Source organism: Thioalkalivibrio sp. ALMg11 (genome assembly GCF_000377905.1).
In the GTDB taxonomy this organism is placed as follows: domain Bacteria; phylum Pseudomonadota; class Gammaproteobacteria; order Ectothiorhodospirales; family Ectothiorhodospiraceae; genus Thioalkalivibrio.
Genome location: NZ_KB898872.1, coordinates 372820 through 395244, shown reverse-complemented (window position 1 = coordinate 395244; position 22425 = coordinate 372820). Strand labels below are relative to the sequence as shown.

Sequence of the window (22425 nt, the reverse complement as noted above, 5' to 3'; positions counted from 1 at the left end):
CATCGCATCAGGAATCGAGCATGAGTCAGGATCAGAAACAAGATCTGGTCAGCATCGAGATTGACGGCCGTACGGTGGAGGCGCCCAAGGGCGCCATGCTCATCGATGTCGCCGATGATGCCGATATCCGCATTCCGCGGTTCTGCTACCACAAGAAGCTGTCGGTGGCGGCCAACTGCCGTATGTGTCTGGTTGAGGTGGAAAAGGCGCCCAAGCCGCTGCCGGCCTGCGCCACGCCGGTGATGGACGGTATGAAGGTGTACACCCAGTCCCCTCTGGCGCTGCGCGCGCAGAAGGGGACCATGGAGTTCCTGCTGATCAACCACCCGCTGGATTGCCCGATCTGCGATCAGGGCGGCGAGTGCGAGCTGCAGGATGTGGCCATGGGCTACGGCGAGAGCGTGTCCACCTACACCGAAGCCAAGCGCGTGGTGAAGGACAAGGATATCGGTCCGCTGATTGAGACCGAGATGACCCGTTGCATTCATTGCACCCGTTGCGTGCGCTTCGGCGAGGAAATCGCCGGGGTGCGCGAGCTGGGTGCGACCGGACGCGGCGAGCACCTGCGCATCGGCACCTACGTCGAAAAGACCGTGGCCCACGAGCTCTCCGGCAACGTGATCGACCTGTGTCCGGTGGGTGCGCTGACCGCCAAGCCGTCGCGCTACAGCGCGCGTGCCTGGGAATACTCGCAGGCGGCGACGATTGCCCCGCATGACGCGGTCGGCTCCAACCTGTTCCTGCATACCGACGACGGCCGCGCGATGCGCGTGGTCCCGCGCGAGAACGACGCGGTCAACGAGACCTGGATCTCCGACCGGGATCGCTTCAGCTACACCGGTCTGTACGCCGAAGATCGCCTGACCCGCCCGCGGATCAAGGTCGACGGCCAGTGGCAGGAGGTCTCCTGGGAGACCGCGCTGAGCTACGTCGTCGAGGGCCTGAAGGAAGTTGCCCCGGCGCGCGTAGGCGGGTTGCTCTCGCCCGCGCTCTCGCTGGAAGAACACTACCTGGCGCAGAAAGTGTTGCGCGGCATGGGTGTGACCGACATCGATCACCGCGTCAATCAGCGCGATTTCCGCGACGAGGCAGCAGCCCCGCTGTTCCCCTATCTGGGCGCCGCGATCGGCGAGTTGGAAAACGCGGACGCCGTGCTGCTGGTCGGCAGCAACCCGCGCCGCGAGCAGCCGCTGATCGCGCACCGCCTGCGCAAGGCGGCCTCGCGCGGGGCGCAGGTCAGCCTGATCAACGACATGCTGCTGGAGCTGACCTATCCGGTGCAGGCCCAGCTGGTCGGTGACGAGCACGACCAGGTCCTGGCGCTAGCCGGGATCGCCGGGCAACTCGCCGCGGCCGGCAAGTCGCTACCGAAGAAGCTGGAGAAGATCGTCAAGGCGGCCGGGACGGACGACGGCGAGACGCGGGAAGCCTTCGAGCTTGCCGCCCGTGCGCTGCTGGACGCGAAGCAGGGCCATGTGCTGCTGGGCGCTGCAGCAATCAACGGGCCGGCCTTCGCCACGTTGCGGGCCCTTGCGGGCTGGATCGCCAAACATACCGGTGCCAGCCTGGGGTACCTGCCGCAGGGCGCGAATGCCGCGGGCGCCTGGCTGGCCGGGGTCCTGCCGCATCGCGGTCCGGGTGGCGCGGAGCTGGATGTCGCCGGTGCGAATGCCGCCGAGATGCTCGAGCAGGGGCGCGATGCATTCGTGATCGCCGGGCTCGAGCCGGGCCGCGATGGGGCCGATCCGGCGGCCTTCCAGGCAGCTCTGGAGCGTGCCGGTCTGGTGGTCGCCCTGAACAGCTTCGCCACACCTGAACTGGAGGCCGTGGCGGACGTGCTGCTGCCGATCACCACGAGCTTTGAGCAATCCGGGACCTTCGTGAACGCCGAGGGGCGCTGGCAGAGCTTCCGCGCAGCCTCGCGTGCCCCGGACGACGCCCGTCCGGGCTGGAAGGTCTGGCGCGTGCTGGGCAATCTGCTCGACCAAAGCGGCTTCGATTACCTGGATTCGCCCGCGGTGCGCGATGAGCTGAAGGGCCAACTGGCCAACGCCAGCTTCGATACCGGGGTGAACCTGAACAAGGTCATTGTGGAGCTTCCCGAGGCCGGTACCGGCGATGGGCTGTACCGCGTGCAGGCGGCCGCGCTCTACAGCGGTGATCCGCTGGTGCGCCGGGCCGAGCCGCTGCAGTCCAGCCCCGAGGGGCTGCTGGCCGAGAGCGTGCTGGTGCACCCCGAGTCTGCCGGCGGGCACGCCCATGGCACTCGCGTGCGGCTGCACCAGGGCAAGGCCGAGACGGAGGTGACCCTGCTGCTGGACGATTCGGTGCCGCCGGGCCTGGCCGTGACCTTTGCGGGTTCCGCGGCCATGGGGGCCCTCGGCCTGCCGAACACCACGGTCACGCTGGCGCGGGCCTGAGGGACTTAAGACATGTTCGACTGGATGATGAACCTCTTCTACAGCCTGCCGACGGTCATGCAGATCCTGATCGGCATTCAGCTGATCGTGATTCCGCTGATGCTGGCCGTGGCCTACACGACCTTCGCCGAGCGCAAGGTGATCGGCTACGCCCACGTGCGGATCGGCCCGAACCGGGTGGGCCCGCGCGGCTGGTTGCAGCCGATCGCGGACGCCCTGAAGCTGTTGACCAAGGAGGTCATCCTCCCGACCAACGCCAACCGCTTCCTGTTCCTCAGTGCCCCGGTGCTCACGATTGCGCCGGCCCTTGCCGCCTGGGCAGTGATCCCGTTCTTCGACGGCGGGGCCCTGGCGGACGTGAACGCCGGCCTGCTGTATCTGCTGGCCCTGACCTCGCTTGGCGTGTACGGCATCATCATCGCCGGGTGGGCCTCAAACTCGAAGTATGCGCTGCTGGGCTCGCTGCGCTCGGCTGCGCAACTGGTCTCCTACGAGATCGCGATGGGCTTTGCCCTGGTGGGCGTGCTGATGGCCGCCGGCACCTTGAACGTGGGCGGCATTATCGAGGCGCAGTCGGGGAGCATGTACCACTGGTTCCTGCTGCCGCTGCTGCCAATGTTCTTCGTGTACTTCATCTCCGGTATCGCGGAGACCAACCGAGCCCCGTTCGACGTGGCGGAAGGCGAGTCCGAGATCGTGGCCGGCTTCCACGTGGAGTACTCGGGCATGGCGTTCGCGGTGTTCTTCCTGGCCGAATACGCAAACATGATCCTGATTTCGGCCCTGACCGCGATCCTGTTCCTGGGTGGCTGGCTGTCGCCGTTCCAGGGCATCCTGCCGGCCGCCGTATTCGACTGGCCGGTGATCGGGGCACTGCTGGATCACGGGATTCACTGGTTCCTGTTCAAGACGGCCGTGTTCCTGTTTGCCTTTTTGTGGTTCCGCGCCACCTTCCCGCGCTATCGCTATGACCAGATCATGCGGCTGGGCTGGAAGGTGCTGATCCCGGTGACCATCGTATGGCTGTTCGTTGAAGGCGTGCTGGTTGCCTTCAACGTCGGCCCGTGGTTCGCATGAGGAGTTCGTGATGAAAGCGATGCGCCGTTTCTTCAAGAGTTTCCTGTTCTTCGAGCTGCTGCTCGGGCTGCGCCTGACCGGGCGTTACCTGCTGAGCCGCAAGTTCACGGTGCAGTATCCGGACGAGAAGACCCCAATGTCGCCGCGCTTCCGCGGTCTGCACGCCCTGCGTCGCTACCCGAACGGCGAGGAGCGCTGTATCGCCTGCAAGCTGTGCGAGGCGGTCTGCCCGGCGCTGGCGATCACCATCGATACCGAGGAACGCGATGACGGCACGCGACGCACCACGCGCTACGACATCGATTTGTTCAAGTGCATCTTCTGCGGCTTTTGCGAGGAGGCCTGTCCGGTGGATTCCATCGTCGAGACGCACCTGTTCGAGTACCACTTCGAGAATCGCGGTGAGCAGATCATGACCAAGGACAAGCTCCTGGCCATCGGTGACCGCTTCGAGAAAGAGATCGCGCAGGCCCGCGCGGTCGACGCCCCCTACCGGTAACGCAGGGAACGCCTCATGACCTTCGAGCTCGTCCTTTTCTACCTGTTCGGCGCGATCCTGCTGGGAGGCGCGCTGGCGATGATCAGCGTGCGCAACCCGGTACATGCGGCGCTGTTCCTGGTGCTTTGCTTCGTTGCCGCCGCCGCGTTGTGGCTCATGGCGGAGGCCGAGTTCCTCGGCATCGTGCTGGTGCTGGTGTACGTCGGCGCGGTAATGGTGCTGTTCCTGTTCGTGGTGATGATGCTGGACATCAACCTCGCCAAGCTGCGCGAGGGCTTCACCGAGTATCTGCCGGCTGGGATCGTGGTCGCGCTGGCCATGGCCACCGTGCTGGTGCTGGTGATTACCCGGTACATCACCATGGACGCACCCGAGCGTGCCGGCCCGGAATACTCCAATACCGAGGCCCTGGGCGCGATCCTGTACACCGAATACGTCTATCCGTTCGAGATCGCCGCGGTGATCCTGCTGGTCGCGATCATCGCCGCGATCTCGCTGACCCAGCGCAAGCGTCCGGACAACAAGTCGATCGACCCGGGCAAGCAGATGGCGGTCTCCCGCGAAGGCCGGGTGCGCATGGTCGCCATGCCGTCGGAGAAGAAGAAGGCCCCGCGCCGGGGTGCGCAGGGGTCCGGGGCGAACGCGCCGGACAGTAAGGACGGCTCCAAGTAGGCAAACCGAGTACACAGGCATCCCGGCCGCGCGCCGGGACCCGGACACCGGGGGCGGTCAACGTCCCCGAAAGAACTCAGGGCTAGAACATGATTACGCTAGAGCACTACCTGGTGCTGGCTGCGCTTTTGTTTTCCATTAGCGTCGCCGGGATCTTCCTGAACCGGAAAAACGTGATCGTGCTGTTGATGTGCATCGAGCTGATGATGCTCGCGGTGAACATCAACTTCATTGCCTTTTCGTTTTTCCTGCAGGACCTCGCGGGCCAGGTGTTCGTGTTCTTCATCCTGACCGTCGCCGCGGCCGAGGCGGCCATCGGCCTCGCCATCCTGGTGTTGCTGTTCCGTAATCGCGGAACCATCAACGTCCAGGACATGGATGCAATGAAGGGATAAACGGCCATGGATACGATCTATCTACTCATTGTTCTGGCGCCGCTATTCGGCGCGATCGCCGCCGGCCTGTTCGGCCGTCAGATCGGCCGTGCCGGGGCGCACACCGTCACCATCCTGGGGGTGGCGGTGTCGTTCATCCTGTCTTTGGTGGTCTTCTGGGCGCATGTCTTCGGGGATGCCGGGGTCTACAACGAGACCCTCTACACCTGGCTGGTGTCCGACGGCATCCAGTTCGAAGTCGGGTTCCTGGTCGACAACCTGACCGCGATGATGATGCTCGTGGTGACCTTCGTCTCGCTGATGGTGCACATCTACACGATCGGCTACATGAAGGACGATCCGGGCTACCAGCGTTTCTTCGCGTACATCTCCCTGTTCACCTTCTCCATGCTGATGCTGGTGATGGCGAACAACTTCATGCAGTTGTTCTTCGGCTGGGAGGCCGTGGGCCTGGTCTCCTATCTGCTGATCGGCTTCTGGTACAAGCGTCCGACCGCGACCTACGCGAACATGAAGGCGTTCATCGTTAATCGCGTTGGGGATTTTGGTTTCCTGATCGGTATCGCCGCGCTGGTGTTCTACACCGGCAGCCTGAACTACACCGAGGTGTTCGCCGAAGGCCAGTCGATGAGCGAGGCCACGATCACCATCTGGCCCGGCTGGACCTTTGGCCTGCTGGATCTGGCCCTGATCTTCCTGTTCATTGGTGCGATGGGTAAATCCGCCCAGGTCCCGCTGCATGTCTGGCTCCCGGACTCCATGGAAGGCCCGACGCCGATCTCCGCCCTGATCCACGCGGCCACCATGGTGACCGCCGGCATCTTCATGGTCGCGCGCATGTCGCCGCTGTACGAATTCTCGGTTGCGGCGCTGTCTTTCATTCTCATCATCGGCGCGATCACCGCGTTCTTCATGGGCCTCGTCGGGCTGGTGCAGAACGACATCAAGCGTGTGGTCGCCTATTCGACGCTGTCCCAGCTGGGCTACATGACCGTGGCTCTGGGTGCCTCGGCCTACGCTGCGGGTCTGTTCCACCTGATGACCCACGCCTTCTTCAAGGCGCTGCTGTTCCTGGCCGCCGGCTCGGTGATCATCGCCATGCACCACCTGCAGGACATGCGCGCGATGGGCGGCCTGCGTCGGTACATGCCGATCACCTACGTGACTGCTCTCATCGGGTCCCTGGCGTTGATCGGCTTCCCGTTCTTCTCCGGGTTCTTCTCCAAGGACGCGATCATCGAGGCGGTGGGTTACTCCCAGACCCCGGGGGCGACCTTCGCCTACTGGCTGGTGCTGGCCGGGGTGTTCGTCACCGCGCTATACACCTTCCGCATGTTCTTCATGGTGTTCCATGGCGAGGAGCGCTATGACCAGGCACACAAGTACATGCCGGACCATGGTGACGAGCACGACGACGAGCATGGCGATGACCACCACCACGGTCCGCTGCAACCGAAGGAGTCGCCGTGGGTGGTGACCGTGCCGCTGATCCTGCTGGCGATCCCGTCGGTCGTGGCTGGCTACTTCATCGGTCCGATGTTGTTTGGCGATTTCTTCGCCAACAGCCTGTTCGTGTTGCCGGAGCAGGATGTGCTGGCGACCAAGGGCGAGAGCTATACCGGCGTGCTGGGATTTGTACTTCACGGGCTCATGCTGCCGGCGTTCTGGCTGGCAATGGCCGGACTGGCGACCGCCTGGTACCTGTACATGAAGCGCCCGGAACTGCCGGGGTTGATCGCCGAACGCCTGAAGCTCGGGGTGCGCATCCTCGAGGACAAGTACGGCTTCGACCGCTTCAACGACTGGTTCTTTGCCGGCGGGTCGGTGCGTCTCGGGCGTGCCCTGTGGCGCTACGGTGACGCGCTGATCATCGACGGGCTGCTGGTCAATGGCACTGCGCGCTCGATCGGCTGGATCTCGTCGCGTGTCCGCCACATGCAGTCCGGCTTCCTCTACCACTACGCGTTCGTGATGATCATCGGCCTGCTGGTCCTGATGTTCGCCTTCGTGATCTGAGCGGCTTCGACACCCATGCGCTCGAAGCCCATCGCTGTTTCAAGGAACGACCATGTTTGCTGACTGGCCTATCTTGAGTCTGTTGATCTGGCTGCCGATTCTCGGCGGCTTCCTGGTGCTCGCCGCCGGGCGCGACGCGCCCCATGTGGCGCGTCGGCTCGGGCTCGCGGTGGCCGTGGCGACCTTCGTGGTCAGCTTGCCGCTATGGTTCGTGTTCGAGCGGGGGACCGCCGACATGCAGTTCCAGGAGCTGGCCTCCTGGATCCCGGCGTTCAACGTGAACTACCACCTGGGTGTCGACGGCATCTCCATGCCGCTGATCCTGCTAACCACGCTGATCACCGTGGTCGTGGTGGTTGCCGCGTGGGAATCGGTGAAGGACCGCATCGCCTACTATCTGGCCGCGATGCTGGTGATGGAAGGCCTGATGATCGGCATGTTCGCATCGATGGATGCGGTGCTGTTTTACGTGTTCTTCGAGGCGATGCTGATCCCGATGTTCCTGGTGATCGGGATCTGGGGCGGTCCGCGGCGCGTCTACGCGACCCTCAAGTTCTTCCTCTACACCTTCCTCGGCTCGGTGTTCATGCTGGTCGCGCTGGTCTGGATGTACATCCAGTCGGGCAGCTTCCTGATCCAGGATTTCCATGCCCTGCAGATCGGCCTGACTGCACAGATCCTGATCTTCCTCGCATTCTTCATGGCGTTCGCGGTAAAGATCCCGATGTTCCCGGTGCATACCTGGCTGCCGGATGCCCACGTGGAGGCCCCCACCGGCGGCTCGGTGATCCTGGCCGCGATCATGCTGAAGATCGGGGGCTATGGCTTCCTGCGCTTCTCGCTGCCGATCACCCCGGATGCCAGCGCCGTGCTGGATACGATGATGATCGTGCTGTCGCTGATCGCCATCGTCTACATCGGCCTGGTGGCGCTGATCCAGAGCGACATGAAGAAGCTGATCGCTTATTCGTCGATCGCCCACATGGGCTTCGTGACGCTGGGCTTCTTCCTGGCCTTCTACATTTACTCCAACACTGGGGACTGGGAAGGCGCCTCGCTGGGTATCGCCGGTGGCATGGTGCAGATGATCTCGCACGGCTTCATCTCGGCGGCGATGTTCCTTGCGGTCGGCGTGCTGTATGACCGCCTGCACAGCCGGCAGATTGCCGACTACGGCGGTGTGGTGAACACCATGCCGTGGTTCGCCGCGTTCTTCGTGCTGTTCGCAATGGCCAACACCGGCCTGCCGGGCACCTCCGGGTTCGTCGGCGAGTTCATGGTCATCCTCGCCGCGTTCAAGGCCGACTTCTGGATCGCCTTCCTGGCCGCGACCACACTGATCCTGGCCGCCGGCTACACCCTCTGGATGGTCAAGCGCGTGATCTTCGGCGCGGTGGCCAACGAGAACGTGGCCGGTCTTTCCGACATGAATCGCCGCGAGTTCTTCCTGATGGGCGTGCTGGCCTTCTTCACGCTGCTGCTGGGCGTGTGGCCGGCCCCGCTGCTGGATGTGATGAACGCGACCATCGACCACCTCGTGGCGCATATCGCGCAGTCGAAGCTCTGAAGGGGCGCCTGACATGAATTTCGAGATCCCCAACTTTCTCCCCGCCGTGCCCGAGATGTTTGTGCTCGGGATGGCGTGCCTGATCCTGGTGATCGACGCGTTCCTGCCGGATTCGCGGCGTGATGTCACCTACGGCCTGGTACAGGCGACCCTGGTTGCAGCGGCTGGCCTGACGTTGTGGTTGATGGGTCCGGAGACGGTCCTGACCTTCAGCGACACCTTCGTCAAGGATCCCATGGCCGACATCCTGAAGCTGGCGGTGTACGTGACCAGCTTCCTGGTCTTCCTGTATGCGCGGCCGTACCTGATGGAACGCGGCATCCACAAGGGCGAGTTCTACATCCTCGGCCTGTTTGCCGTGCTGGGCATGATGATCATGATCTCCGGGCACAACCTGCTGACCCTGTATCTGGGCCTGGAGCTGCTGTCGCTGTCGTCCTACGCGCTGGTTGCGTTCTGGCGCGACAACTCGCGCGCGACCGAGGCGGCGATGAAGTACTTCGTGCTGGGCGCGCTGGCGTCCGGGCTGCTGCTGTACGGCATGTCCATGATCTATGGCATGACCGGTTCGCTGGATATTGCCGTGATCGCCGCCGAACTGGTGGCCGCGGACGAGGGCATGAACGTCCCGCTGGTCTTCGGCCTGGTGTTCCTGGTGGTCGCGATCGCTTTCAAGCTGGGGGCAGTGCCGTTCCATATGTGGGTGCCGGATGTCTACGATGGCGCCCCCACGGCGGTCACGCTGTTCATCGCCACCGCGCCCAAGATTGCCGCCTTCGCCTTCCTGATGCGCCTGCTGGTGGAGGGCATGGGTCCGCTGCATGCCGACTGGCAGGGCATGCTGATCATCCTCGCGGTACTGTCGCTGGCGGTGGGCAACGTGATCGCGATCGCCCAGACCAGCATCAAACGCATGCTGGCCTACTCGACCATTGCCCATATCGGGTTCCTGTTCATGGGGATCCTGGCGGGTACCGACAGCGGCTATGCCTCGGCGATGTTCTACGTGATCGTCTACGCGATTACCGCCGCCGGGGGCTTCGGGATGATCGTGTTCCTGTCGCGCAAGGGCTTTGAAGCCGATCAGATCGACGACTTCAAGGGGCTGGCCAAGCGCAACCCCTGGTTTGCCTTCATCATGCTGCTGTTGCTGTTCTCCATGGCCGGTGTACCGCCGACGGTCGGCTTCTACGCCAAGCTGGCGGTGATCCAGGCCGCAGTGGGCGCGGAGCTGGTCTGGCTGGCGATCGTCGCGGTGGTCTTCTCGATCATTGGCGCCTTCTACTACCTGCGTGTGGTCAAGATGATGTTCTTCGACGACCCCCAGGAAGGCGCGGAGGAGCCGGTCCAGCCGTCCGGTGCGCTGGCCGCCGCGCTTAGCATTAACGGGCTTGCGGTGCTGCTGCTGGGAATTTTCCCGGGGCTGCTGCTGTCTCTAACCCACTACGCAATTATCGGGTAAATCGTGACACAGTGGATTCCGTTTGAAGTTCTGGTCTGGGGGTATGTGGTTGTCGCGTTCATCAGCGCCAACCTGCCCTGGCTCAGCGAACGTATTGGCCTGATGGTCCTTCCAGAGGGCACCAAGGGCCCGTGGACCCGCATTGGCGAATGGCTGGTGCTGTATGTTGTGATCGGCGCGATCGGGAAGGGCCTGGAGTTCCAGGCGACCGGCGGCATGCATTCGCAGGGTTGGGAGTTCTACGTGATCACTCTGGCGCTGTTCGCGATGTTTGCCCTGCCCGGCTACATCTGGCGCTACGACCTGCGCCCGCACCTGCGCGCCGGCCAGCGTCGGTCACGGTAAATAATCGGCGACAGCCCTTGCGGGGTGGGTCGCCGCTTTGGTATAGTTCTGCGTCTCGGATGCGGGGTGGAGCAGTCTGGCAGCTCGTCGGGCTCATAACCCGAAGGTCGCAGGTTCAAATCCTGCCCCCGCTACCAATTTGTCAGAGAGGCCCCGTACGGGGCCTTTTTGTTAAGGGTCTTCGCCAGTGGTGAATCGCCCTTGAGCCGCGCTCCCGCGCGCCTCGCAGCACGCACCGTGTTGCTGTCATCTTGAAAGGTGTACGAGGGGCGTTCGACGCCCTTTTTTTGTTTCCGGGTCCCGCCAGCGGGACGGAGTCGATCGAGACGCCCTTGTCGCAGAAGGCTGAACAACTGAAGACGCTGCTGACCCCGGTGGTTGAGGGGGAAGGCATGCAGCTGTGGGGACTGGAGTACCACTCCGGCTCCACGCCGCCTGTCTTGCGGATCTATATCGATGGCGAGAATGGCGTCACGGTGGACGATTGCGCACGTGTCAGTGATCAGACCGGTGCGGTCATCGAGGTCGAGGAGATCCTGAAGGGGAACTACACCCTCGAGGTGTCCAGCCCCGGTATCGAACGTCCCCTGTTTACCCCAGAGCAGTTCCAGAGCTACATCGGTCACCCGGTGAAGGTGCGTCTGGCATGGCCGGAGCATGACCGCCGTAATTTCCGTGGCGTGCTGCTGTCGGTGGAAGATCCAATGATCGAGGTGGAAGTGGACGGCATGGCCTACGAGCTGCCGCTGGCCGCGATCCACAACGCGCGTGTCCTTGAGCAGCTATAAAAAATAGCTGTGGTACAGGGCGCTGCTACGCTTTTTGTTGAATCGGCAGGCGACTGTCGAGTGCGGAGAGGCAAGACATGAACAAGGAGATCCTGCTGGTCGCCGATGCCGTGGCGAACGAGAAGGGAGTGGAGAAGGACATCATCTTCGAAGCCCTGGAATCGGCCCTGGCGATGGCGACCCGCAAGTACCACGGCGGGAAGATGGACGTCCGCGTAAGCATCGACCGCGAGGAGGGCGACTACGACGCCTTCCGTCGCTGGACCGTGGTGGACGATGAGGACCCCGAGTTCGAGTCCCCGGAATACCAGACGCTGCTGTCCTATGCCCAGCAGAAGAACCCTGATGCCCAGGTCGGCGACGTGATCGAGGAGCCGGTCGAGGCCGTGGACTTCGGTCGCATCGCGGCCCAGGCGGCGAAGCAGGTCATCGTGCAGAAGGTGCGCGAAGCCGAGCGGGCCAAGGTCGTCGCGGAGTACCAGGATCGCGTTGGCACGCTGGTGATGGGGATCGTCAAGCGTACGGATCGCAATGGCACTTACGTGGATCTCGGGAGCAACGCCGAGGCCCTGATCCCGCGCGAACACATGATCCCGCGCGAGACCGTGCGCACCAATGACCGGCTGCGCGGCTATCTCAAGGAGATCCGCCCCGAGGCCCGTGGCCCGCAGCTGATGCTCAGCCGGACCGCGCCGGAGTTCCTGATGGAGCTGTTCAAGCTCGAGGTGCCGGAAGTCGGTCAGAACATCATCGACATCATGGGTGCGGCACGCGACCCGGGCATGCGCGCCAAGATCGCGGTGCGCTCCAACGACCCCCGTCTGGACCCGGTCGGCGCCTGCGTCGGCATGCGCGGCTCGCGCGTGCAGTCAGTCTCCAATGAGTTGGCCGGCGAGCGCATCGACATCATCGTCTGGGACGAAAATCCGGCGCAGTTTGTGATCAACGCCATGTCCCCGGCGGAGGTCCTGTCGATCGTGGTCGATGAAGACAAGCAGTCGATGGACATCGCGGTCGAGGAAGACAAGCTGTCGCTGGCCATCGGCCGCGGCGGCCAGAACATTCGTCTGGCCTCCCAGCTGACCGGCTGGGAACTGAATGTGATGACCGAGGAACAGGCGGCCGAGAAGAGTGACGCCGAGACCCAGCAGTTGGTCGCATTCTTCATGGAGGCCCTGGATGTCGACGAGGAAGTCGCCAGCATCCTGGTTCAGGAAGGCTTTACGACCCTGGACGAGGTGGCCTATGTGGAAGAGGCGGAACTGCTGGCGATCGAGGAGTTCGACGAGGCCATGGTCGAGGAGCTGCGCAATCGCGCGAGCGACGCGCTCCTGACCAAGGCCATCGCGGCCGAGGGTGGCGATGGCTATCAGGCCGCCGAGGATCTCCTTGGCATGGAAGGCATGAGCCCGGCGCTGGCGAACAAGCTGGCGTCACATGGCGTGTGCACCATGGAGGACCTGGCGGAGCAGGCATCCGACGATGTGGTCGAGATGACTGGCCTGGATACGGAAGAGGCGTCGGCGCTGATCATGACGGCGCGCGCCCCGTGGTTCGAAACCGGGGAATAAGCCCCGGTCGCTCGTCTCGCGGACGCGTATCACAGGCTGTCGGTTGGCCTGAAAAGAATCTGGAATGGAGGTAGGCGCCATGGCGCAAATGACAGTGCAGCAATTCGCGGAATCGGTGGGAACACCGGTTGACCGCCTCATGGTTCAGCTCAAGGAGGCGGGCGTCGAGGTCGATGGTCCCGAAGCGGCGATCACCGATGCGGAAAAGCGCAAGCTGCTCGATCACCTCCGTCAGGCGCATGGCGAGGGCGACGCAGGGCGTGTAACGCTGAAGCGCCGGACCCAGGCGCAGACCCTCAAGGTCAGCTCCGGCCAGGGGCGTTCCAAGACGGTTAACGTCGAGGTGCGCAAGAAACGCACTCTGAAGCCCAAGGCGGCCGAAGCGCAGCCCGAGGCCCCGGTGGAAGAGGCCCCGGTAGTCGAAGAGCAACAGGCTCCGGCGCCCGAGGCCCCGGAAGAGATCCGTGCCGCCGGCCCGGCGGAAGAGACGGCCCCCGAGGCCCCGGTCGAGGAAGAGACGCCGGTCGCCGAAGAGGCGCCGGTCGAGGAACCCAAGGCCGAAGAGCCGGTCGTCGAGACCCCGGCCGAGCCGGAACCGGAGCCCGAGGTTGCCGAAGAAGTACCGGCCGCGGAGCCCGCCGCCGAACCGGAGCCGGCACCCGAGAAGCCGAAGCGTCCGCTCAGCCGTACCGAGCAGCTGGCGCTGCAGGTGGAGGCCGAGCGCGAAGCCCAACGCAAGGCGTCCGACGCGCGCAAGCAGGAAGCCGTTGATCGCGAAGAACGCCAGAAGCGTCGGGCGAAGGAGCTCGAGGCCCAGGAGGCCAAGCGCGAGAAGGAAGAACAGGCGCGGGTGGAACGCGAAGCCGCGGCCCGGCAGGCCGCTCCGGCGGCCGCCGCTCCGGCAGGCGATGCCAAGGCCGGCAAGGGCGCCCGCAAGGGTGGCCGCAAGGACGAGCGCAAGGAACTGCATGTGGCCGGGGACCGCCGCGGTCGCCGCAAGAAGGGCGAGAGTCGCAAGGCCCAGTCTGCCGCGGCACAAGCGGTGACCAGCAAGCACGGCTTTGCCAAGCCGACCGCGCCGGTGGTGCGGGATGTCGAGGTGCCGGAGACCGTTACCGTGGCCGACCTGGCCCAGGCGATGGCGATCAAGGCACCGCAGCTGATCAAGGCCCTGATGGGCATGGGCGTGATGGCCACCATCAACCAGTCCATTGATCAGGACACCGCGATGCTGGTGGTCGAGGAGATGGGTCACAACCCGATTGCCGCGAAGGAAACCTCGGTCGAGGACGAGATCGATACCGGTCTCGAACAGAATGCCGAGGCGAGGGCGCGCCCGCCGGTGGTGACCGTGATGGGTCACGTCGACCACGGGAAGACCTCGCTTCTGGACTATATCCGCAAGGAGAAGGTCGCCTCCGGCGAGGCGGGCGGGATTACCCAGCACATCGGCGCCTACCACGTGAAGAACAACCACGATGGCGTGACCTTCCTGGATACCCCGGGGCATGCCGCGTTTACCGCAATGCGTGCCCGTGGCGCCCAGTCCACCGACATCGTGATCCTGGTGGTGGCGGCGGACGACGGCGTGATGCCGCAGACTATTGAGGCGATCCAGCATGCGAAGGCTGCGGGCGTCCCGATGGTTGTGGCGGTCAACAAGGTCGACAAGCCCGAGGCCGAACCGGATCGGGTCATGAATGAGCTCGCCCAGCACGAGGTGATCCCCGAGTCCTGGGGTGGCGATACCCAGTTCATTCAAGTCTCCGCCCATACCGGGCAGGGGATCGACGAGCTGCTGGAGTCCCTTGGCTTGCAGGCCGAGGTAATGGAGCTGAAGGCCCCGGACGAGGGTCCGGCGCGTGGTGTGGTCATCGAATCGCGCCTGGAGAAGGGCCGCGGTCCGGTGGCGACCATTCTGGTCCAGTCGGGCAAGCTCAAGCACGGCGACATCGTGCTGTCGGGCAAGGAATACGGCCGCGTGCGGGCGATGTTCGACGACACTGGTGCGGCCGTGAAAGAAGTTGGTCCGTCGATGCCGGTCGAGGTTCTTGGCTTGTCCGGGGTGCCGGACGCCGGTGACGAAGTGCTGGTGGTTGCGGATGACAAGACGGCCCGTGAGGTCGCCGAACATCGCGACACCAAGCAGCGCGAGCGCAAGCTGGCCGCGCAGCAGGCGTCGAAGCTGGAGAACATCTTCAATCAGATGCAGGATGGCCAGATCGCGACCGTGAACATCCTGATCAAGGCGGATGTGCAGGGGTCGGCCGAGGCCCTGCGCGAGTCGTTGATCAAGCTGTCCACCGACGAAGTCCGCGTGAAGGTGGTCTCCGCCGGCGTGGGCGGGATCTCCGAGTCCGACATGAACCTGGCGATGGCCTCCGAGGCGATCGTGATCGCGTTCAACGTGCGTGCCGATGCGGGCGCCAAGCGCCTCGCGGCGGAGAACGAGATCGACGTGCGCTACTACTCGGTGATCTACGAGGCGATCGACGACGTGAAGCAGGCGCTGTCCGGTCTGCTGTCGCCGGAGACCCGCGAAGAGATCGTCGGCCTGGCGCAGGTGCGCGACGTGTTCAAGGCCTCGGGCTTTGGTCAGGTTGCCGGCTGTCTGGTGATGGAGGGCGCGGTCAAGCGGGGCAACCCGATCCGCGTGCTGCGCGACAACGTCGTGATCTACGAGGGCGAGCTGGAGAGCCTGCGTCGCTTCAAGGACGACGTGAACGAGGTCAAGGCCGGTACCGAATGTGGTATCGCGGTGAAGAACTACAACGACGTGAAGGCGGGTGACCAGATCGAGGTCTTCCAGCGCGTCGAGGTGGCCCGGACGCTCTGATGCCCGGTAACCGCGACTTCCATCGTTCCGACCGTGTCGGGGAGCAGATCCAGCGCGAGCTGGCCGAACTGATCCGCATGGAGGTCAAGGACCCGAGGGTCGGCATGATCACGCTGGCCGGGGTCGAGGTGTCACGCGATCTGGCGTATGCCCGGGTGTATTTCACCCAGTTGGGCGGGGCCGAGAAGGGTCAGGAGGCGCAGAAGGGCTTGAACAGCGCCGCCGGGTTTCTCCGTCGAGCCCTGGGCCAGCGCATGCGCCTGCGCTCGGTACCACAGTTGCGCTTCATCTACGACGACACGCCGGAGCGCGGCGCGCATCTGTCGTCGTTGATCAACCAGGCACTGGCCGAGGATCGGGCGCATCATGCGGACGATCCCGAGGCCTTGGATGAAGACGGCTCGGCAGAAGACGGTGGGTCCGACACTCGGCGCGATCCGGACGAAGGACCGGAACGCGGGGCCTGAGGCCGGGCGTTTTAGGTCGGGCGATTCATCCATGGCGAGCAGGCGGCGCGAGGTCGACGGCATTCTGTTGCTGGACAAGCCGCGTGGGCGCAGTTCCAACCAGGCGCTTGGCCGGGTCAAGTATCTGTTGCAGGCGAAAAAGGCCGGTCATACCGGGGCACTGGACCCCCGGGCGACCGGCCTTTTGCCGTTGTGCTTCGGGCAGGCCACCAAGGTCTCGGGCTGGCTGCTGGACGCGGACAAGCGCTACGTCGCCGAGGCGCGCCTGGGTGTGGAGACTGACAGCGCGGATCTCGATGGCGCGGTGATCCGCGAGGCGGAGGTGCCGCCCATCGAGCCGGGAACCCTGCGCGAACTGGAGCAACGCTTCAGTGGAGCACAGGCACAGGTCCCGCCGATGGTCTCGGCCTTGAAACATCAAGGAAAGCGCCTGTACGAGCTTGCGCGCCAGGGTGTGGAGGTGGACCGCCCACCGCGCCCGGTGCAGATCCATTCCCTGCGGATCGAACAGGCCGCGCCGGACTGCCTGCGGCTGGAGGTGCATTGCTCCAAGGGCACCTACATCCGTTCGCTGGTCGCCGATATTGGGCATGTGCTGGGCTGCGGTGCGGCGGTGGATACCCTGCATCGGGTCGGCCACGGCCACTTCGACGCGGCCGCGATGGTGACCCTGGAGGCGATCGAGGCGGCTTACGAGAAGGGTGGGGCCGGGGCCATAGAGGCCTTGTTGCAGCCCGCGGAGACGGCGCTGGCGCACTGGCCGGCGGTCACCCTGGGCGCGGCCGCCAGTGCCGCCATGCGCCATGGCAATCCGGCCGCGGCGACGGCGGTAACCGGGCAGGTCCCGGGCGCGTCGGACGCCCCGCACGAAGCGGATACCGGCTGGCGGCTGGTGCGGGTGTTCGACGCCGACGGTCGCTTCCTAGCGGTCGGCGTCGAGGACTCCGATGGGCAGATTCGGGCGCGACGGCTGTTCGTTCCGGCGGCCTGAGGAAGGGGGCGGCGCCCTTGGCCGGGGCCGGTCGTTTTCTGTTCACGTCGTCGTGCGTCGTGCTACCATTGCGCGCCTGTCGCCAGCGCCACTGGTCGATTAACGGTTTAGAATATTTTCAGGAGTCAGGTTTTCATGTCGCTCACTACCGAACAGAAATCGGCCATTGTCGAGAAGCACAAGCGCGATCCCAACGACACCGGTTCGCCGGAAGTCCAGGTCGCGCTGCTGACGGCCCGCATCCAGCACCTGATGGGGCACTTCGACAAGCACAAGCAGGATCATCACTCGCGCCGCGGCCTGTTGCAGATGGTCAGCACGCGTCGCAAGCTGCTGACCTATCTCAAGCGTCATGACCAGGAGCGCTATCAGGCCCTGGTTCAGGAGCTTGGGCTGCGCCGCTAAGGCCGGCACGACGGGCCCGCGCCATTGGTGCGGGCCCGTTCGCTTTCGGGCCCGCACCAGCGGGTCGCGAGGGCCAGAATTCAGGCATCAAAGTCGCAAGAACACGGGAAACGGGAAATAACGTGGCATACAAGAAGTCGTTCCAGTACGGAAACCATACGGTCACCATCGAAACCGGTGACATCGCTCGTCAGGCTAGTGGCGCCGTCCTCGTCAATATGGCCGAGACCGTGGTGCTGGTCACCGTGGTGGCTCGCAAGGAAGCCGACCCGGGCCGAGACTTCTTCCCCCTGACCGTGAACTATCAGGAACGCACCTACGCGGCCGGCAAGATCCCGGGTGGATTCTTCAAGCGCGAGGGGCGACCCAGCGAGAAGGAAACCCTGACCTGCCGTCTGATCGATCGCCCGATCCGTCCGCTGTTCCCGGAGGGCTTCAAGAACGAGACCCAGGTGGTCGCGACGGTAATGTCGATCAACCCCGAGGTGGATCCCGATATCCCCGCGATGCTCGGGACCTCGGCCGCACTGGCGCTCTCCGGTGTGCCATTCGCCGGGCCGATTGGCGCTGCGCGTGTCGGATATCGCGCCGGTGAATACCTTCTGAACCCGACCTACAGCGCCCTGGCGGAGTCCGACCTTGACCTCGTCGTGGCCGGTACCGAGAACGCCGTGCTGATGGTCGAATCCGAGGCCAACCAGCTCTCTGAAGAGGTGATGCTGGGTGCGGTGATGTACGGCCACGAGCAGATGCAGGCCGCGATCCAGGCGATCAAGGAACTGGCGGCCGAGGCAGGCAAGCCCGCGTGGGACTGGGAGCCGGCGGCGTCGCTCGAATCGCTCGAGGACCAGATCAAGGGCGTGGTCGGCAACGAACTGGTAGAGGCGTACCAGATCGCCGAGAAGCAGGCGCGTACGCAGCGCATCGGCGAACTGCGCGGCAAGGCCGTGGAGGCCCTGGTCAGTGAAGACGAGTCGGGGCCCAGCCTGGATGACGTGAAGACCGCGTTCCACGACCTGGAGTACCGCCTCGTCCGTGATCGCATCCTCGACGGCAACCCGCGCATCGACGGCCGCGACACCAAGACCGTACGCCCGATCAACGTGAACACCGGCGTCCTGCCGCGCGCACACGGTTCCGCCGTGTTTACCCGGGGCGAGACCCAGGCGATGGTGGTTGCTACCCTCGGCACCGATCGTGATGCCCAGATCATCGACGCGCTGGAAGGCGAGCGCCGCGACCGCTTCATGCTGCACTACAACTTCCCGCCCTACTGCACCGGCGAGACCGGCTTTGTCGGTACGCCCAAGCGCCGCGAGATCGGCCACGGGCGCCTCGCCAAGCGTGGCGTGCAGGCGGTGATGCCGAACGAAGCGGATTTCCCCTACGTGCTCCGCGTGGTCTCCGAGATCACCGAATCCAACGGGTCCAGCTCGATGGCCTCCGTCTGTGGCACCTCGCTGGCGCTGATGGATGCCGGCGTGCCGCTGAAGGCCCCGGTTGCGGGCATTGCGATGGGCCTGATCAAGGAAGGCGAGCGCTTTGCGGTGCTTTCCGACATCCTCGGCGACGAGGATCACCTGGGCGACATGGACTTCAAGGTGGCCGGTACCAATGACGGCGTGACCGCGCTGCAGATGGATATCAAGATCGACGGCATCACCCGCGAGATCATGGAGCGGGCGCTGGCCCAGGCCCGAGAAGGCCGCATGCATATCCTCGGTTGCATGAACGAGGTGTTGCCGCATCATCGCGACGAGATGTCCTCGCACGCGCCGCGCTTCATCACGCTGAAGATCAACCCGGACAAGATCCGCGACGTGATCGGCAAGGGCGGGGCGACCATCCGCGCACTGACCGAAGAGACTGGCGCCACCATCGACATCCAGGACGACGGCACGGTGAAAGTCGCCTCCACCGATCAGGCGGCGGGCCTCGAGGCCAAGCGCCGTATCGAAGAGCTGACCGCGGATATCGAGGTGGGTCGTCAGTACACCGGAAAGGTGGCGAAGATCATGGACTTCGGGGCGTTCGTCTCGATCCTGCCGGGGCGTGATGGTCTGGTGCATATCTCGCAGATTTCCGACGAACGTGTAGAGAGCGTCGGCGATTTCCTCGCGGAAGGGGATTCGGTAACGGTGCGGGTCCTGGAAGTGGACAAGCAGGGCCGTATCCGCCTGAGCATGAAGGCGGTCGAACCCGAGTCCTGATCGGACTCGCTTCGATCGCGGGCGTCGTTTTTCCCGGCGCCCGGCCATTCAGATTCGGGACGCGTGGGCATGGACCTCGTCAGCATTCGCAAAAGTTATCGGCGCTACGCGCGCCACTACGACGCCACCTTCGGTCGGGTGTTCGCGACCGGGCGCGCAAGCGCGCGGGAGACCCTGGCGCCGGTCTCCGGCAAGCGTATCCTGGAGGTCGGGGTCGGCACCGGGATCTCGTTGCCGGATTACCCGGATGACTGCGAGGTGGTCGGGATCGACGTTTCCCGCGAGATGCTGGAGGTTGCGCGTGGGCGCCTGAACGGCGGTCTCCCCGCGGTATCCGGCCTGTGCGAGATGGATGCCGAGAAACTCGGCTTCGCCGACAATAGCTTCGACGCGGTGGTCGCGATGTATGTGGCCACCGTGGTGCCGAACCCCGACGCCCTGTTCGCCGAGATGTGGCGAGTCTGCCGCCCCGGGGGGCGCTTGCTGGTGGTCAACCACTTTGCCTCGCAGCAATGGCTGTTGCGCGGCGTCGAGCGCTGCCTGCGACCGCTGTCGAAGGCCGTTGGGTTCCGGCCGGACATGGAGTACGAGGATTTCGTGCGGGTGACCGGGCAGGAGCCCTGCATGGTCGCTCCGGCCAGCCTTTTCGGTTACTGGAAGCAGGTCGAATTCCGCAAGCCGGCCTGAACGTTCGTCCTCGCAGGGCTCAGCCACGAGCACCGTCATCGCGAGGAGCGCAGCGACGTGGCGACCTCCATGGGCGGCCCCGGGACCGATCCGAACGAAACGCAGGGGTTACGGACGGAGGTTGCTTCGTCGCTTCGCTCTTCGCAATGACGGTGCTTGTGACAACGCCATGGTTTGTCAGCGGCGGGTGAACAACGGCAGTTCGTGGCGCCGCGCATTGGCGGCGAGAAACTGCCCGCGGCCATCCCGCTCGGCATCCAGCCCGGCCTGTTCCGTTGAAGTTTCCCCCAGGATTGTTGCCAGGAAGACCTCCAGTTCGCGCCCGTCCACCCGCAACCTGCCGAAGGGCGTACCGTCCGCGGCCGCATACCAGAACAACCGTGGCTGCCAGTTGCATCCCTGAATCTTCGGGTGGCGGTAGAGTTCGATCAGGCGCTGTTCGAGTGCGTCGGACATGGGAACCTCGGTTGGGGCGGGCCGGACGAAACGCTGTAGGCAGAAACGCCGACTGTCGCCAAAAGGCGTTACTGTAGAACAACACCATCCCCGCGTCAGAGGACCCGACGAATGGCCATCGACTGGAAGCGTTACGATTCTGCCCCGTTTTACGACGAATTGATCGAGAAACCTGGCCAGCCGCGCGCTCCGGCCCGGGCACTCGCGGAATACCTGGGCTCGCTGGACGAGGGCGAGATCCACAGCCGCAAGCAGGCCGCGGACAGCGCGATCCTCGAGATGGGTATCAGCTTCACGGTCTACACCGAAGGCGAGAACATCGACCGCGCCTGGCCGTTCGACATCATCCCGCGGGTCATTGCACGCAAGGAATGGGATCAGGTCACGGCCGGCCTCGAGCAGCGCCTGAATGCCCTGAACCTGTTCATCGACGATATCTACAACGAGCAGCGGATCTTCCAGGACAAGGTGATCCCGCGCTATGTACTGAACCAGTCGAAGAATTTTCGCGAACAGTGTGTCGGCATCAAGCCGCCGCACGGCGTCTGGGCCCATATCTGCGGCTCGGACCTGGTGCGCGATGGCTCGGGCCAGTTCTACGTGCTGGAGGACAACCTCCGTGTGCCCTCCGGCGTTTCGTACATGCTGGAGAATCGCCAAGTCACCAAGCGAGTGTTCCCGGAGCTGTTCGAGAATTCCAGCATCCTGCCGGTGGATGAATATCCCACCCAGCTGTTCGACATGCTCGCCTCGATCTCGCCGCGCCCGCAGGATTACCCGGAGATTGCGGTGCTGACGCCGGGCATCTACAACTCGGCTTACTTCGAACACTCCTTCCTCGCCCAGCGCATGGGCGCGGAGCTGGTGGAGGGCGCGGATCTGGTGGTCGGCGACGACGACTGCGTCTACATGCGCACCATCGACGGCCTGGAGCGCGTCGACGTCATCTACCGGCGCATCGACGACGAGTTCCTGGACCCGGAGGTCTTCAACCCGGATTCGATGCTGGGTGTACCCGGCCTGATGCGCGCCTGGCGCCAGGGCAACGTGGGGCTCGCCAACGCGCCCGGCGCGGGCGTGGCCGACGACAAGGTGATGTATGCCTTCGTGCCGGACATCATTCGCTATTATCTTGACCAGGAACCGATCATCCCCAACGTGCCGACCTATCTCTGCGTGAACGAGAAGGATCGTGCCTACGTGCTGGATCACCTCGACGAGCTGGTGGTGAAGCCGGCCAACGAGTCCGGTGGCTACGGCATGCTGGTCGGCCCGCACGCAACCAAGAAGCAGCGCGCCGAATTTGCACGGCTGATCAAGAAGGACCCGCGCAATTACATTGCCCAGCCGACGCTCGATCTTTCGGTGGCGCCGACGCTGTGCGGCGACGAGATCGAGCCGCGGCACCTGGATCTGCGCCCGTTCGTCCTGCAGGGGGTGCGCACCGACGTGACCGCCGGCGGGCTGACCCGCGTGGCGATGCGCAAGGGTTCGCTGGTGGTGAACTCTTCGCAGGGCGGGGGTAGCAAGGACACCTGGATCGTGGACGAGGAGAACTAAG

General features: G+C 64.5%; 19 protein-coding genes and 1 tRNA gene. 19 read left to right on the top strand and 1 reads right to left on the bottom strand.

Features of this window, described 5'->3' with window-relative positions; all coding sequences use genetic code 11:
- The first annotated feature begins 20 nt into the window (after positions 1-20).
- The 18 genes from nuoG (at position 21) to D578_RS0104445 (ending at position 20408) form a co-directional block, all read left to right on the top strand.
- Positions 21-2420 (top strand): NADH-quinone oxidoreductase subunit NuoG, encoded by a 2400-nt coding sequence (gene nuoG, locus D578_RS0104530; RefSeq protein WP_018948790.1) that lies wholly within the window; start codon positions 21-23, stop codon positions 2418-2420.
- Positions 2421-2432: 12 nt separating this feature from the next.
- The gene (nuoH, locus tag D578_RS0104525) at positions 2433-3497 is read left to right on the top strand and encodes an NADH-quinone oxidoreductase subunit NuoH (protein ID WP_018948789.1); all 1065 of its coding nucleotides are present in this window, start codon (positions 2433-2435) and stop codon (positions 3495-3497) included.
- 10 nt (positions 3498-3507) lie between these two features.
- Positions 3508-3996 carry an NADH-quinone oxidoreductase subunit NuoI gene (gene nuoI / locus D578_RS0104520; protein WP_018948788.1) on the top strand — a complete coding sequence of 163 codons (489 nt, stop codon included), beginning with the start codon at positions 3508-3510 and terminating at the stop codon, positions 3994-3996.
- 15 nt (positions 3997-4011) lie between these two features.
- A complete protein-coding gene (locus D578_RS0104515) occupies positions 4012-4668 on the top strand; it encodes an NADH-quinone oxidoreductase subunit J (protein ID WP_018948787.1) in 657 nt (218 codons plus the stop codon).
- A gap of 89 nt (positions 4669-4757) precedes the next feature.
- The gene (gene nuoK, locus D578_RS0104510) at positions 4758-5063 is read left to right on the top strand and encodes an NADH-quinone oxidoreductase subunit NuoK (protein ID WP_018141813.1); all 306 of its coding nucleotides are present in this window, start codon (positions 4758-4760) and stop codon (positions 5061-5063) included.
- Between the two features lie 6 nt (positions 5064-5069).
- On the top strand, positions 5070-7079 hold the full coding sequence (gene nuoL / locus D578_RS0104505) for an NADH-quinone oxidoreductase subunit L (RefSeq protein WP_018948786.1): 2010 nt from the start codon (positions 5070-5072) through the stop codon (positions 7077-7079).
- A 52-nt stretch (positions 7080-7131) separates the two neighbouring features.
- A complete protein-coding gene (locus D578_RS0104500; protein ID WP_018948785.1) occupies positions 7132-8646 on the top strand; it encodes an NADH-quinone oxidoreductase subunit M in 1515 nt (504 codons plus the stop codon).
- 13 nt (positions 8647-8659) lie between these two features.
- Positions 8660-10108: an NADH-quinone oxidoreductase subunit NuoN gene (gene nuoN, locus D578_RS0104495; RefSeq protein ID WP_018948784.1), complete on the top strand. Its 1449-nt coding sequence runs from the start codon at positions 8660-8662 to the stop codon at positions 10106-10108.
- Positions 10109-10111: 3 nt separating this feature from the next.
- Entirely contained in the window at positions 10112-10453 is a 342-nt protein-coding gene (locus D578_RS0104490) for a DUF2818 family protein (protein ID WP_018948783.1), read from the top strand.
- Positions 10454-10513: 60 nt separating this feature from the next.
- A tRNA-Met gene (locus D578_RS0104485) sits at positions 10514-10590 on the top strand.
- Positions 10591-10785: 195 nt separating this feature from the next.
- Positions 10786-11241, top strand: coding sequence for a ribosome maturation factor RimP (gene rimP, locus D578_RS0104480; protein ID WP_018948782.1), 456 nt, complete (start codon positions 10786-10788; stop codon positions 11239-11241).
- 77 nt (positions 11242-11318) lie between these two features.
- Positions 11319-12812, top strand: coding sequence for a transcription termination factor NusA (gene nusA, locus D578_RS0104475; RefSeq protein ID WP_018948781.1), 1494 nt, complete (start codon positions 11319-11321; stop codon positions 12810-12812).
- Positions 12813-12876: 64 nt separating this feature from the next.
- The gene (infB, locus tag D578_RS0104470) at positions 12877-15648 is read left to right on the top strand and encodes a translation initiation factor IF-2 (RefSeq protein ID WP_018948780.1); all 2772 of its coding nucleotides are present in this window, start codon (positions 12877-12879) and stop codon (positions 15646-15648) included.
- The gene (gene rbfA / locus D578_RS0104465) at positions 15648-16115 is read left to right on the top strand and encodes a 30S ribosome-binding factor RbfA (protein WP_018948779.1); all 468 of its coding nucleotides are present in this window, start codon (positions 15648-15650) and stop codon (positions 16113-16115) included. The genes infB and rbfA overlap by 1 nt, the downstream gene beginning before the upstream one ends.
- A gap of 31 nt (positions 16116-16146) precedes the next feature.
- Positions 16147-17106 (top strand): tRNA pseudouridine(55) synthase TruB, encoded by a 960-nt coding sequence (gene truB, locus D578_RS0104460; protein WP_018948778.1) that lies wholly within the window; start codon positions 16147-16149, stop codon positions 17104-17106.
- A gap of 135 nt (positions 17107-17241) precedes the next feature.
- Positions 17242-17511 carry a 30S ribosomal protein S15 gene (gene rpsO / locus D578_RS0104455; protein ID WP_018948777.1) on the top strand — a complete coding sequence of 90 codons (270 nt, stop codon included), beginning with the start codon at positions 17242-17244 and terminating at the stop codon, positions 17509-17511.
- 122 nt (positions 17512-17633) lie between these two features.
- On the top strand, positions 17634-19721 hold the full coding sequence (gene pnp, locus D578_RS0104450) for a polyribonucleotide nucleotidyltransferase (RefSeq protein WP_018948776.1): 2088 nt from the start codon (positions 17634-17636) through the stop codon (positions 19719-19721).
- Positions 19722-19790: 69 nt separating this feature from the next.
- Complete coding sequence (locus D578_RS0104445; RefSeq protein WP_018948775.1) at positions 19791-20408, top strand: class I SAM-dependent methyltransferase; 618 nt, start codon at positions 19791-19793, stop codon at positions 20406-20408.
- Positions 20409-20585: 177 nt separating this feature from the next.
- Here D578_RS0104445 and D578_RS0104440 read toward each other — a convergent pair whose 3' ends face one another.
- Complete coding sequence (locus D578_RS0104440; protein ID WP_018948774.1) at positions 20586-20864, bottom strand: hypothetical protein; 279 nt, start codon at positions 20862-20864, stop codon at positions 20586-20588.
- Between the two features lie 111 nt (positions 20865-20975).
- On the opposite strand from D578_RS0104440, the gene D578_RS0104435 reads away from it, so the two are divergent.
- Positions 20976-22424 carry a circularly permuted type 2 ATP-grasp protein gene (locus tag D578_RS0104435; protein ID WP_018948773.1) on the top strand — a complete coding sequence of 483 codons (1449 nt, stop codon included), beginning with the start codon at positions 20976-20978 and terminating at the stop codon, positions 22422-22424.
- The last annotated feature ends 1 nt before the right edge of the window (position 22425 follow it).